This is a genomic window from Bartonella sp. AP30XZML, from assembly GCF_042195945.1.
Lineage (GTDB): Bacteria > Pseudomonadota > Alphaproteobacteria > Rhizobiales > Rhizobiaceae > Bartonella.
Genome location: NZ_JBHIPJ010000059.1, coordinates 1 through 14,190, shown reverse-complemented (window position 1 = coordinate 14,190; position 14,190 = coordinate 1). Strand labels below are relative to the sequence as shown.

Below are 14,190 nucleotides of genomic sequence, written 5' to 3'. Positions count from 1 at the left end.
TTAACGCGTTGGGTTTTGTTGGTAAAAACGTAAAACTTTTGACACTTAGTTTTCAAAAGATTAAGCAGATTTTTGTGGGGGGTAGCGTTTTAGAAAAGATATTTTCTTATGTCTTTCTGCTGTTTCAGTGTCGTTTTGGTCATGTAGTAAAGATGCGCCGCATCTTGAAACTGAGTGTTTGAGGGGGATGACTATTTTTAAAGTTTGCATATTTTATTTTAAATGTCGCTTAAAGGAATAGAATAATGAATTCATAAATTTTTGCGTAATGATTTTTTTTAAGCTCACTATTTTTTTTGGGCGACAAGGCTTATTGATGATTAATAGGGAACTGATATAGTGCATTATCATATGCAAAGAGGTTATGAAAAGAATGTAATACTGGTTAGCAAAACATATATTGCATGTTCGCTATGGTTTATTGAGACGTAAGTCAATGACTTTATCAAATAGATGATTCTGTGTAGGTGATTAGAAATATAGGCGATTAGAACGTATTTATTCAATGTTATAATTATAAATTTGCTATATTATTTCAGCGTCATTAATTGATAAAAATAAATAAAGGGAAAAGTTCATGAACTTGAAGAAAACAATATTGAAAAGTAGCAGCTCTCTTGTTTCTGTTCTTATGGCATTGGCGATGGTTGCACAACAAGCTTCAGCAAAAACACCGGCTGATACCCTTGTGATGGCTTGGAATCTTGATGCAATTAGTACATTTGATCCCGCACAACTTAATGATGTTTATGGAAGTGAAATTGTTCGCAATGTTTGTGATAATTTGGTCAGTACTGCGACAGATGATCCTGCTAAAATGGTTCCCGCTTTAGCAACACATTGGGATGTTTCAGGTGATGATCACAGTACGGTGATTACTTTTCATTTGCGTGATGGTTTGAAGTTTAATAATGGCAGATCAGCCAATGCCAATGATCTTCTTTGGAGTATGAAGCGGATTGTCAAATTGAAGATGGGTAATGCGGCAATTTTTAATGAATATGGAATTACAGAGCAAAATGTTGATGATGCTTTGCAAGCTGTTGATGAAAAAACGGTGGTAATGAAATTTGATAAGCCTTATCCAGCAGAGCTCATTCTTAATAATATTGTTGCAAGTCCGGCAACAGCTTTGCTTGATCGTAAGACAATTATGAAACACGAAAAAGATGGCGATTTTGGAAATCAGTATTTGAAAAGTCATGCTGCTTGTGTTGGTCCTTATCAGTTAAAAAGTTGGCGCCCTGGAGAAGCTCTTTTGTTGCGTGCAAGCTCTCACTATTGGGGACAAGCGCCTAAACTGAAGCAGATTTTAATTCGCCATGTTGCAGAGCCCGGAACACAACGTTTGTTGTTGCAAAAACATGATATTGATGTTGCTCGTAATTTGACACCTGAAGATCTTGCAGATCTGCAAAAAACAACAGATGTTAAAGTTGAAAGAGTGTTAGTGCCAACTATGATGTACTGGGGATTCAATACGACGAATCCTATTTTTGCTAAGGAAAAAGTACGTTTGGCGATGCGCTATCTCATAGATTATGAAGGTCTTGGCAAGAAGCTTCTCAAAGGGATTGGTGTTCCACGGGCCAGTTTTATTCCTCTTGGCAACTTTGGGGCTTTAGATGAAAAAGAGGGGCAACCCTTTAAACTTGATATTCAAAAAGCCAAGCAACTTTTAGCAGAGGCTGGTTATCCGAACGGATTTGAGGCAAATTTTCTCGTGTCAAACACTCCTTATACTTTGTTACTTGCTCAGTCACTCCAAGATAGTGCTGCACAGGCGGGCGTGCGTCTTAAAATTGAACGTGTAGCAGGTACACAGTTATTTTCAAAAGTGGATGCTCGAGCTTTTGATACGGCTTTTATCGGATGGAATAATGATTCTGCGGATCCTCATACAATGGCTTCACGTCTTATTTTCAATCCAGATAATCGGTTTGAGGCTAGAAATACAGCCTATCCTAGTTGGAAGCATGGGTATTTTGATGCTAAGATGAATCAAAAAGTTGAAGAAGCGTTGTTTCAAAAAGATCCACAAAAACGGGCACAACTCTATGCTGATTTACAACGTGAATTAATGCAAAAAGGACCTTATGCGTTTATCTTTCAACAATATAGCGTTATCGCGATGACACCTGATGTCAAAAAGTGGGTTTGGAATAGTGCGCCACAAATTTTTTATAGTAAAATTGAAAAATAAGTGTGTCTTTTTAGTGTTATCAAAGCTAAAAAGAGCTTAATTATAATTGCATGATGAAAATATTCTCCCATATAAAGCTCTTCAGTTTTTTAAGGATGAAACTGTGAGGGATGTTTGTGTAGTAGTATATAATTAAGATCGTTTATAGGGAGCGATGAATATAGAAAGTTATATTGGGGAGGATCTTTGTTTATGGTTATAGATTCTCTGCATCCCGAATATAGACTGATGTATAAGAAAATTATTTTATAGATGCTTAGTTTGATTAAATGAAATTGATGTCTAATGCTATGCTATTTAAGCAAAATCACAATCACTTTGTGTGAAAAGGTAGAAGAATACAAAAGGAAGAGATAAAATGGGAAAACAAAGAATATTGAAAAAAATTTCTATTTTATTAAGCTCAACCGTTTTTTTTAATGGGGCTGTAACATCGGCATTCAGTGCCTCATCTAAAGATATATTGGTAATGGCATGGAATATTGATTCAATTAGTAGTTTTGATCCAGCGCAAACTGTTGAGGTTGTGACGAGTGAGTTATTGACGAATATTTGCAGCGCGTTAGTGCAATATGATGAACATGATCCTACAAAAATTCGCCCTGCTATGGCAAAATCTTGGGACGTTTTAGACAATGGCAAAAGAATAGTCTTTCATCTTCGTGATGATTTAAAGTTTAATGATGGAAGGATGGCTACAGCGCAAGATCTGGTATGGTCGATGCAACGGATTATTAAATTAGGATTAAGCTATGCTCAATCTTTAATGGATTATGGGTTTACCAAAAACAATATTGAAACAAATATTCAGGCTCTTGATGATAAGACTTTACAATTAAAATTAGATAAACCCTATCCTATTCAGCTCATATTGACTGTTATTGGACAATCTTATGCTTCTGCTTTGCTTGATCGGAAAACAATTGAAGCACAGAGTATTAACGGTGATATGGGGAATAAATATTTAGCAACACATACAGCTTGTGTTGGACCTTATAAATTGGTGAGCTGGTCTCCAGGAGATAAAGTTGTGTTAGAGGCGACACAACATTATTGGGGCGAAGTGCCTAAAATTAAGCAGATTGTTGTGCAGCATGTAGCGGATTCATCAAGTCAAAGACTTCTTTTGGAAAAAGGTGATGTGGATATAGTGCGTGATCTTTCTTCAGAGGATATTTTAGATCTTGAAAAAAAGGGAGGACCAGTCAAAATTAGTCGTGTTTTGCGTCCGCAGATTATTTACTTATCGTTAAATAATAAGAATGCAATTTTTGCGAATGAAAAGGTCAGATTGGCACTTCGTTATTTGGTTGATTATGAAGGTCTTGGAAAAACTGTTTTGAAAGGGATTGCTATTCCACGGGCAACTTATATGTCTTTAGGTGTTCCAGGTGCTTTAGATGAAAAAGAAGGTTTGCCTTTTCAGTTGGATTTGAAAAAAGCAAAACAACTGATTACTGAAGCTGGTTATCCTAATGGGTTTAAAGCTAATCTTTTAGTTGGAAGCCTTAGTTATATGTCGTCTGTTGCACAGTCTATTCAAGCCAATGCACGCAAAATTGGTGTTGAGCTTACAATTGAAAAAATGGCACAAAATCAATTGTTGAGCCGTGTACGTGGTGGAAATTATGATACTGCTATTATGGGGTGGGGGAGTGCCGATCCTGATGGACATCCTGCTTCATTAAATCACGTGTTTAACCCTGATCCAACATTTACAAAAAAGCACAATATGTATTTAGCTTGGCGCGCTGGGTATTATGATGAAAATATTAATAACATGGTGATGGATGCTTTGTTTGAGAAAGACCCCAATAAGCGTATTATGCAATATCGTACTTTACAGCATTATGTGCTAGAGCATGGTCCTATGGTTTATTTATTTCAGACATATTATACCGTTGGTATGGGACCTGATGTCAAAAAATGGATTTGGAACAGTTATAGACTTTATTACAATGAAGCAGAAAAATAAAAAGAAGCATGTTATAGAAAATGATTGTAGAACATGCTTAATAAGAGATTGTTTTGTTATATAAAAAAGTATTTGCTTTATGTTTTGTCGCTACAGAGGGGATTTTTATAATGGTTTTGCCACTTTCAGAGACTGAAAGAGCTGTATCAGAAAAGCAGAAAAAATTATTTTTATGGGATTTTTTATGCAAAGGATTGAAACTTCTTATTTCAGTTTTTATCACATTGCTTGGGTTGGTGACGATCACTTTTTTTCTTGGTCATCTTCTTCCTCTAGATCCGGTTCTGTCTATTCTTGGTGATAATATTAGTCAGGAAGCTTATGATGCAATGTATTATAAGCTGGGTCTTGATAAGCCGTTGATTGTCCAATATTGGAAGTATCTTCATAATGTATTTTTGTTTGACTTTGGAGATGCTTTAACTTCTGGGCGACCTGTTCTAGCCGATATTATGCGTGTATTTCCTGCAACATTAGAGCTTGCAACCGTTGCTATTGTTATTGGCACAAGTCTTGGAATTCCATTTGGTGTTTTTGCAGCAATGTATCGCGATTCATTTATTGATTATGTTGTCCGTGTTTTTACACTTGTAAGTTATTCTACTCCAACATTTTGGCTCGGATTAATGGCGTTGTTAATATTTTACGCCAAACTTGGCTGGGTTGGTGGCCCAGGACGACTTGATTTTCTTTATGAATATTCTTTTGAACCAAAAACAGGATTTTTCCTTTGGGATACTGCAAGCCAAGGACAATGGGAGGCTTTTGGTAATGTTTTTAGTCACGTTATTATGCCTGCTTTGATCTTGGCTTTCGGTGCTATGGCTTATATTAGCCGTATGACTCGTGGGTTTATGATTGAGCAGCTTAATCAGGAATATATCATTACTGCACGTGTAAAGGGATTATCGTGGGCGCGAACCGTTTGGGGGCATGCCTTTCGAAATGCTGCTGTTCAAATTATTACCGTTGTTGCACTTTCTTATGCTTTTTTATTAGAAGGGGCTGTTTTAACGGAGACAGTTTTTGCTTGGCCTGGTTTTGGACATTACTTGACAAATGCTCTTTTAGCCGGAGATATGAATGCAGTTGTAGGATGTACTTTACTTGTAGGGTTTATCTTTGTCGCCATTAATTTATTTTCTGATTTGCTTTATCGCATTTTTGATCCAAGGACACGTTGAATATGACAGTAAGTAATCATCATAAATCGCAATCATCATCTTCTTTGGGTAGTTGGTTAAACGATCCTGTTCCAAACTCCATAATTCAAGCGAACATACAAAGAATTTATCACGCACTGGCTAAGTTTTTTCATAACTTTTCGGCTGTATTCGGTCTGCTTATTATTTGTATTATTATCATATGTGCATTTTTTGCTCCTTGGATTGCTACGCATGATTTTCTTAGCAATGATCTAGGGCATCGGTTGCAGCCACCCTCTATGGCGCATTATTTTGGAACAGATGAATTGGGACGTGATATTTTTAGTCGCCTTGTTTTTGGTTCCCGTATTACTCTTTATGTTGTTTTTCTTACAACAGTTATTGTAGGTCCAATAGGGCTTATTGTTGGAACTGTATCTGGTTATATGGGCGGATGGGTTGATACTGTGCTCATGCGCATTGTCGATATTTTTCTTGCTTTTCCAGGTTTGATTTTAGCTCTTGCATTTTCAGCCGCATTGGGACCAGGGATTGAAAATGCTTCTATTGCAATTTCAATTGCAGCATGGCCACCAATTGCACGTTTAGCACGTGCTGAGACTTTGACAATACGTTCTTCTGATTATGTTTCTGTAGTTCGCCTGCAAGGGGCCTCTGCTTGGCGAATTATTTTGTTTCATGTTGCGCCCATGTGTATTCCTTCAGTGATTGTACGATTAACTTTGGATATGTCTGGAATTATTTTAACGGCTGCTGGTCTTGGTTTTTTAGGGTTGGGAGCTCAACTTCCAAGTCCTGAATGGGGTGCGATGCTTTCTTCAGGGCGGGAATTTATGATGACAAATTGGTGGTTGGCGGCAATACCAGGCTGTGCAATATTATTTGCAAGTCTTGCTTTCAACCTTTTAGGTGATGGTCTTCGTGATGTATTGGATCCACGCAATGGGTAATAAATTATTAGAAGTAGAAGATTTACGTATTTCTTTTCTTACAACGCGCGGCATGTCAGAAGTTGTGCGTGGCGTTAGTTTTTCTGTTGGAAAAGAAAAAATTGGAATTGTTGGTGAATCCGGATCTGGAAAATCGATGACTGGGCGCGCAATACTAAGGTTGAGTCCAAAAGCAGCCATTGTTAAAGCTAAAAAAATGCGCTTTGAGGATGTTGATTTATTGGCCGCAAGTGAACCTCAGATGCGAAAAATCCGTGGGAAACGTATTTCAATGATTTTACAGGACCCCAAATATTCACTTAATCCATTAATACGGATTGGGGAACAGATTATGGAGGCTTACCGTATTCATTATTGTGTTTCAAAAGCTGAAGCGAGGGAGCGCACCATATCTATGTTAGAATCTGTTCATATTCGTGATCCTGAACATGTGATGCGTCTCTTTCCTCATGAAATATCTGGGGGGATGGGGCAGCGCGTGATGATTGCAATGATGCTCATTCCAAAACCTGATTTAATTATTGCCGATGAGCCAACATCTGCACTTGATATTACGGTCAGACGACAAGTTTTATCTGTATTAGATGAACTTGTGACAAAATCTGGAACGGGACTTATTTTCATTAGTCATGATTTAAATATGATTGCTGATTTTTGTGATCGTATTTTGGTGATGTATGCGGGCCGTGTGTTAGAAGAGTTGCCTGCTTCTGATTTGTCTCACGCTTGTCATCCTTATACAAAGGCGTTGCTCGCGAGTTTGCCACGGCTTGATAATCCAGTTGATATTTTGGCTGTTCCTGAGCGTGATCCTGATTGGTTGTATAATCCTACGATTGTTAATGGTGTTGAGGAGGTTCCTCATGACAAATTGTGAGAATATTATTGATGTTTCTAATTTATCTGTAACTTTTGGTCATAGGCATAAGGCAGTAACAGTTGTTAAAAATGTTAATTTTCATATTAAGCGTGGTGAAGCTTATGGTTTGATTGGTGAATCCGGATGTGGAAAGTCAACTATTTTGAATACATTGGTGGGGCTTATTCCAGATTATAGTGGAAAGTTTCTTTTTGCTGGACAAGAAGTTGAAAAGAAAAGAAGTAAGGATTTTTTACGCTGTATTCAAATGGTTTTTCAAGATCCTTATGCTTCGCTGCATCCAAGAAAAATGGTCCATACGGTTCTTTCTGAATCGCTCAAAATCCATGGAATGGATAATCAAAGAGAGCGGGTGGAGGATGCTTTAGATTCCGTTGGTTTAGATTCTTCATTTCTTTATCGTTATCCTCATGAGTTGTCTGGAGGGCAGCGTCAGCGTATTGCTCTTGCACGTGCTTTAATTATTGAGCCAGAGGTGTTGTTGCTTGATGAGCCAACATCTGCATTGGATGTGTCGGTACAGGCTGAAATTTTAAACTTGTTGAAATCATTGCGCGTGAGAAAAAAGCTTACTTATTTAATGGTATCCCATGATCTTGCTGTTGTTGCACATATTTGTGAACGTGTTGGAATTATGCATAAAGGGATTATTCTTGAAGAGCTTAGCAATGATGAATTGCGTAATTTACATGCGCAACACGATTATACAAAGGAGTTTTTTGAAGCAAGTATAGAGCCTATTGTCCATAGAGAGCAAAGAGCATGATCAATTTTACAGAAGAGAAAATGCAATTTTATTTGTTTTGAAGTTTCTGGAGATGTTTGGCGGCATTGTTAAGAGGGAAGGGGATAATAGGATTTTTTCAGTATGAATTTTCTGGGCAGTGTTTGAGCTGTAATATTTTAAATCCTATTAGAACTTCCATTTTGAAATATATGAGTGACTTATAACATACATCCCTTTGTTTGATATTATTGCATTATTTTTTACTTATCATTTTATGTTCAAAAGTGTTATTTTACCATTTTAAGCATTAAATTCGTGAGAAATAACAAAAGATAGTAATGTTGTATTTTCTAGAAAAGCTTCTCATTATTTTACAATATCATTTTGTTTTTGGTTGTTCTCTTTTTTACAATTTTATTCTTTATAAAAAGAATTTTTTGTAAAAAACATCCAATGGTCAATGAATGTCTTCAAATATTTCGCTGTTCTCTATTTAAAAAAGCGCTTAAAAACAGCTTATAATAAACCAAAAAGGCAGCAATATGCTGCCTTTTTGTTAAATTGAATAGGCTATTTTTACAGTTTTGATTTAAAACTGATAGAGTATTCCTCCTGAAAAGCTTGCACCACTTATACCAGTTTTTTGAAGCTTTTGTTGATAGCTGACATCACCATGAAGGGAGAGGTTAGCGGACAATTATGCACTAATACCAAGCCCACCTTCAACGGAACTTCCCGAGGGGTCACATTTATAATACTTATCAATATGGAATGTCTGATCATCACCAAAGGTTTTGATTAAGTTTACTTTTCCATAGAAAGACATAGGACGGCTGTTTTCAGTGGCAATGGTTTTTGTCAAACGTCCACCAACACGGGATTATCCATTGAGAAGGATTTTGCATCTCAATGGTCAGATTATCAGCATCTTTAATGGTATCAAACATCAAATGTTGATAGGCAAGCTGTGCCTGCGGTTCGAATGTTACGGCTTGAATACCCGTTGCAAATTGTTTGTCAACAGTGGTGGAGATACTCAACATTTTGGCGTTTTTCAATTTTGCAGTTTTACCAATGAGAGCATTGGTGATCTTTCTCTTTAGGAAGCCATAGGATAACAGCGTATCAAGATAGAAACCACTGTCATGTTGTATGGTTCCATAGGTTGTGAGTGACCATTTATCCACAATACTCTTACTGTATCTTGCATATTCTTTGGAGTGCAAAGAGAGTTGTCCATAGGTTTCTATAAGGCCAAAATGTGTTGTAGATATTTTTCCCTTCTAGCGCGACAAAGTTAACAACTCCTTGTAGAGCAGCATAACGAAGATGAGCACTGCTATAACTATATCTACTAGAAGTACTACTTATCAAAAAATAAGCTTCCTGTTTCTCCATAGGCGTATAAGAAAAAGCCATTCCGTTTGTCTTATTCTTTCCTTAAGACAGATGTCGCATATTGGCTAACAGTTGCACTTTGCTTATCCATATCGGTCAATCCAGCATACAAGAGAGCACATGGCATGATAAAATAGCTTGTATTTATGGCACGATGGTTTTTACTTTTGAGTCGCTATCAAGCAGTACTGGTTGTAAGCGAAAATCCCAGAAATTTTTATTTTCTCCTAAAAGGTTTTGTTCAGCATTTGTTTTACTGTGGTTTGATTTTGGTCCATAAGCTTTCAGTATATATTTATAAGGTGAACCACTTATTGTGATATAGTCCTGTGCAAGTTTGAAAGAGTCTTGATTTACTTTCCCAGAAACTTGAATGAGTGAAAGACCACGTGCACTGGTAAGAGCAGAAGCATCTGCTTTAATATTGTTCTTTTCTAAATGTCCAGTGATATAAACCAGTGTAGTCCCTGAAACATCACCGTGAATCAGAAGATGGTCAGCTTTTTGTTTGTTTATGGCAGCACTATCACTCCATTCGACGTTGAAATGAATTTCTGCTTTTCCTGTAGCATTGTAGACTTTTTTAGTATTTGGTCTGCCAGATCCTATGTGCAACGTGTGATAATGATCTTCAGTTGGCTCTTCAAAAACAATAGAGCTGTTATTGATGTTAAGGACAGAAATATCAGAACGTGCTCTTTGAGCAATATCAAGCAGTTTTTCGTTCTGGCTTTTTTTATTTGTGCTTGTTTTCAATATCCATTTCGTATTGTTTTGCAAATCAAAGACTGTTTTGAATTTTTTTCAGTGCTCACTTTGCCGTCTAAGATGGAGTGATCGGCATTTAGTATAAAAGTGAAATCATTTTTTTTCGTTGAAGCTTCGGTTACTAATAAAATCTTGGCACGGATTTCTGAATTTTTGAGATTGGCTTTACCAATTGATTCATTTGCATTAATTCCAGTACCATTTTTAATGTGAAGTTTTGCATTGGTTAAATTGATTTCTGATGTTTTATTGTTCTTAGATTTTTCAAATGCTATACCTCTATCTTCTGCTGTGGCAGAAACATTTGTTACATCAATATGTCCATTATTATTTACAACAAATGCACTATTTTCGGCAATTATTGTCCCTCCACTCATTTTGATTGTGCTGCCATTTTCTGAATAAAGTCCGATCTCAGCATTTTTAATCGTTGTATGGCCATATAATTCAACTAAACTGCCAACATCTTGGCTTTCCGCACCGAATCCGTTACTATCTGCTGTTATTAGAGTAACATTCGTGGCTTTAATATGTCCACCGTTTCCGGAAAATAATGCAGTAGTTTTACCTTGTACTGTTCCTCCCGTTATGGTGATGGTGGATTTTGAGTCTTTTGCATAGAGCCCACTGTCATCAGATGATGTAATTTGAGCATTGTCAGTTAAGGTAATAGTGCTGCCGTTTATGGCAGATACTGCTGCACCTTTTGCGTTAAATGATCCTCCAGAAACTGTTATTTGAGAATCATTATCTGAAATTATGCTATTGATTGCTTGCGGAACGGTTACATTTTCTAAAGTAATGGCACTTCTTCTTGCAATTATTGCATTGATTAGTAGTGCATTATCCTTACGATTTAATATCGTTACATCTTTCAGTTTGTTATTGCTCTTGTTTTTTAATAAGTGAACGCCTGCTTCGGAAGCAGTAATGGTTCCTCCGATCATTTTGATTGTGCTATCGTTTTGCGCATCAATTCCGATTTTAACGTCACTGATCGTTGTATTTCCAAGCAATTCAATCACACTGTTAGAGCCAGAGGCTGCTGCACCAGCAGCTACACCACTGCCATTATTAGTTGCTTTTAAAGCAACATTTGTAACCGTAATATGGCCACCTATGTCTGCTTCTAAGGCTGTATATTTTCCTGTCACGTTTCCTGTTGTCATTGTAATTGTGGATTTTGAGTCTTGTGCATAGAGGCCTGCTTCATCATGTGACGTAATTTGAGCATTGTCCGTTAAGGTGATACTGCTACCGTTTTGAGCACATATTGTTGCATAGCTTGAATCAAATGATCCTCCAGAGATTGTTATGTTAGAACGATTATTTGCAATTACGCTGTTGCCTGTTTGAGTCACTTTTACATTTTTTAAAGTGAGACCACTTTCTTTCTCTAGAAGAATTCCTTTGCCTGAATTTCTATCTTTACCGGTTGATATTATTACATTTTCTAGTTTACTTTCGGTGCTCTTACTATTCACGAAGCCAACACCAGTTTTAGAAGTTGTAATAGTCCCCCCAATCATTTTAATTACGCCACCGTTACTTGCCACAAGCCCAACACCAGCATTCTTAATCGTTGTATTGCCATATAATTCAATCATACTATTAGCGCTATTGACTCCTGCGCCTATTATAGGAACATCAGTGACCTGGCCCCATGTTCATTTGTTGTTAGAGCAACATCCGTGACCTTAATATGTCCACCGTTTTCTGCGACCAACGCTAATTCTCCGGTTACTGTTCCTCCCGTCATTGTGATGGTAGAATGTAAACCATTTGTGTAGAGTCCTTTGCTATTCGATGATGTTGATGTAACTTGAACGTTATCTTTTTTACTACTAGTTAAAGTAATGTTACTGCCGTTTCCAGCGTATGCTCCTACGATTTTCCCCTCAAATGATCCTCCAGAAACTGTTACTTTAGAATGATTATTTGCAGCTATACCACTTTTTGCCTGCGTAACTGTTACGTTTTTTAAAGTGACGTTACTTTCCTTGTCGGCACCTATTCCTGTGATTTTAGGCTCTTTATCGTTACTGCTCGATATTTTCACATTTTCTAGCTTGTTTCCATCGCTCTTACTATTATAGAAACCAGCACCGATTGCAGAAGCTGTAATGGTCCCTCCGATCATTTTAATCATTCCACTATTTTGTGCATGAAGACCGATTACAGCATTCTTAATTGTTGTATTTCCATGCAATTCAATCATGCTGTTCGGACCGCCGGCGACAACTGTTCCGATTTTATCATTCGTCGCTGTTAACGCAACATCCGTGACCTTGATATGTCCACCGTTTTCTGCAACCAACGCCATTTTTTCTGTGATTACGCTTCCTCCCATCATTTCGATTGTGGTTTCTGAATCTGTTGCATGGAGTCCAGTGCCATGAGATGATGTAGCTTGAACATTATTGGTTAGAGTTACGCGACTGCCATTGTAAGCAGATATTGCTGCTTTTGTGGCATCAAATGATCCTCCCAATATCGTGATTTCAGATTTATTATTTGCAGTAACGCTATTCATTGCCTTAGTCACTTTTACATTTTCTAAAGTGACTTCACTGTCTTTGTCTGCAAATATTGCAAAAGTTAGTGGAGCTTTGCCTTTGCCACTTGATATTATTATATCTTTTAGCTTGTTTTCAGCATTCTTACTGTTCAAGAATTTAGCGCCAGTGTTGGAAACTGTAATAGTTCCCCCGGTCATTTTCAGTGTAGCACCATCTTTTGCTTCAAGACCGAAAAAAATGCTAGAACCAGTTCCTTTAATGGTTGTACCATCCAGTAATTCAATCGCAGTGTTAGAACCTTCAGCTGTTATAGCGTGCGCATTTGTGCCTATGTTGGTGTTTGTTTTTTTGTTTCCGATTATCGTCAAATGCTTGCCGATAATTTGACCACCTTTTTTTGCGTGAATAATTTCGTAGGTTTCGTTGGAAACTTCTTTTTTACTTTCTGAAATTTCAAGATTTTTAGCTTGTGCATTAAGATTGATAGCAGAAAGTACAACTGCCACAATTGCTGTGCAGGATAGAAGAAAATTTTTAGGCATCAGTCTACTCCTTTTAAAGCCCCCAACATTCATTTTCCCGCTAACTTCATAAGCAGAAGTGAAAATAGATATTGCTTTTTTTGTCAAAATTAAAGTTGTATTTATGTTTAATTATGTAATATTAAATTTATTTCATAATGTATTTTTATCTAATTATATTTTAAAAATAAGTTTTTTATTAGTGATATATATTATTTTATATCAATATTTATTTATTTTAATATTTATTGATGTATAATTAAAGAAATATAGTTATATAAAATAAATAAAAAAATATAATATAAATAAGAATAGTAGTGTTTTTAATATTGTACATTTTCAAAAAAATGAAAGATTTTATAGTTTTAAAGTTAATAAATAATAAATATTTCTGTGTGTAATTTACTTTATATTGAGTAGAAAAAGGTGAAATTAGAGTGGATATGTGATAATTGATTGTTCTTACCTACATTATGTATCGAATGAGTTTTTGACAGCAAAAATGAGAGAAGGCTTTAATAGAGCGTTGAGGGTTCTTTGAGTGCTCAGTGTCTTCTTTGAACAAATAAAATATAAAAATATGTAGAATCCGCTGATAAGCCACAATTTCCGAAAGGCTACATACTATACAAAACTCCGTTGGATGTAGTTTGACATTAGGTTTTGTACTAAGTGGGAAGAGGTGAGATTAGTTAGAAATACGTGATAATTTATTGTTTTTATGGTTATTTTTTACCATTAAATGCGCGTTTTGTAAAATGGCATGGGGCAAGGACCATCCCGTTTTAACAAGCGCCATTATCAAAACCATTGCCGCCCTGATGGCTTTTAACATTGTTCTACGTGTGTTGCGCTTTACCATGACTGGCGCACACGTCTTGGTTTATTTTGGTGCTGAACCCACCACCATCACCAAATGGAAAAACATCATTGCTGCTGCTTTTGATCTCTCTCAAACTTGGCAAAAGTTTAAACAAGAGTGTAGTTTGACACTAGGTTTTATACTAAGTGGGAAAAGGTGGGATTAGGTAGGAATACGTGATAATTTGTTGTTTTTATGTATAAAATTTAGCATTAAATGCG

Annotated in this window: 8 protein-coding genes and 1 pseudogene; 7 read left to right on the top strand and 2 right to left on the bottom strand. The window is 36.5% G+C overall.

Annotated elements, in window-relative coordinates; all coding sequences use genetic code 11:
* Positions 1–577 precede the first annotated feature (577 nt).
* The 6 genes from ACFIL2_RS04725 (at position 578) to ACFIL2_RS04700 (ending at position 7,940) form a co-directional block, all read left to right on the top strand.
* Positions 578–2,203, top strand: coding sequence for an ABC transporter substrate-binding protein (locus tag ACFIL2_RS04725; RefSeq protein WP_375680628.1), 1,626 nt, complete (start codon positions 578–580; stop codon positions 2,201–2,203).
* 358 nt (positions 2,204–2,561) lie between these two features.
* Positions 2,562–4,178 (top strand): ABC transporter substrate-binding protein, encoded by a 1,617-nt coding sequence (locus ACFIL2_RS04720; RefSeq protein ID WP_375634945.1) that lies wholly within the window; start codon positions 2,562–2,564, stop codon positions 4,176–4,178.
* A gap of 110 nt (positions 4,179–4,288) precedes the next feature.
* Positions 4,289–5,362, top strand: coding sequence for an ABC transporter permease (locus ACFIL2_RS04715; protein WP_375613823.1), 1,074 nt, complete (start codon positions 4,289–4,291; stop codon positions 5,360–5,362).
* Positions 5,363–5,364: 2 nt separating this feature from the next.
* Positions 5,365–6,294: an ABC transporter permease gene (locus ACFIL2_RS04710; protein WP_273790732.1), complete on the top strand. Its 930-nt coding sequence runs from the start codon at positions 5,365–5,367 to the stop codon at positions 6,292–6,294.
* Positions 6,287–7,171 (top strand): ABC transporter ATP-binding protein, encoded by an 885-nt coding sequence (locus ACFIL2_RS04705; protein WP_375633125.1) that lies wholly within the window; start codon positions 6,287–6,289, stop codon positions 7,169–7,171. The genes ACFIL2_RS04710 and ACFIL2_RS04705 overlap by 8 nt, the downstream gene beginning before the upstream one ends.
* Complete coding sequence (locus tag ACFIL2_RS04700) at positions 7,158–7,940, top strand: ABC transporter ATP-binding protein (RefSeq protein WP_273790734.1); 783 nt, start codon at positions 7,158–7,160, stop codon at positions 7,938–7,940. The genes ACFIL2_RS04705 and ACFIL2_RS04700 overlap by 14 nt, the downstream gene beginning before the upstream one ends.
* A gap of 550 nt (positions 7,941–8,490) precedes the next feature.
* On the opposite strand, the pseudogene ACFIL2_RS04695 reads toward ACFIL2_RS04700, so the two are convergent.
* A pseudogene (locus ACFIL2_RS04695) lies at positions 8,491–10,393 on the bottom strand (autotransporter outer membrane beta-barrel domain-containing protein); the annotation flags it as partial.
* A gap of 1,310 nt (positions 10,394–11,703) precedes the next feature.
* Positions 11,704–13,128, bottom strand: a complete 1,425-nt coding sequence (locus tag ACFIL2_RS04685) for a hypothetical protein (protein ID WP_375680627.1) — start codon at positions 13,126–13,128, stop codon at positions 11,704–11,706.
* A 737-nt stretch (positions 13,129–13,865) separates the two neighbouring features.
* Between ACFIL2_RS04685 and ACFIL2_RS04680 the strand changes: the two genes are divergently transcribed.
* On the top strand, positions 13,866–14,135 hold the full coding sequence (locus tag ACFIL2_RS04680) for a hypothetical protein (protein ID WP_375680626.1): 270 nt from the start codon (positions 13,866–13,868) through the stop codon (positions 14,133–14,135).
* The last annotated feature ends 55 nt before the right edge of the window (positions 14,136–14,190 follow it).